The 266-nt window shown below is 49.2% G+C and carries 1 pseudogene; it reads left to right on the top strand.

The annotated features are described in order from the left end of the window. Nucleotides 1–266: pseudogene (locus tag B4920_RS26570) on the top strand (hypothetical protein); the annotation flags it as partial.

The raw sequence follows: 266 nt of genomic DNA, 5'->3' as shown, positions 1-266 counted from the left end.
TTAGTGAGGAACTTCCCCGTGAAAACGGGGAGTTTACCGAACCAGGCTGCGACGATACCTTGACACGTCTAACCCTGGCGTTAGATGTCATGGGGGGAGATTTTGGCCCTACCGTGACAGTGCCTGCAGCATTGCAGGCACTGAATTCTAATTCGCAACTCACACTTCTTTTAGTCGGTAATCCCGACACAATCACGCCATTACTTGCAAAAGCTGACTTTGAACAACGTTCGCGTCTGCAGATTATTCCTGCGCAGTCAGTTATT

Source organism: Zoogloea sp. LCSB751, from assembly GCF_002028455.1.
Classification (GTDB): Bacteria; Pseudomonadota; Gammaproteobacteria; order Burkholderiales; family Rhodocyclaceae; genus Zoogloea.
The sequence above is the reverse complement of the archived record's forward strand: the minus strand, read 5'-3'. Positions and strand labels throughout refer to the sequence as shown.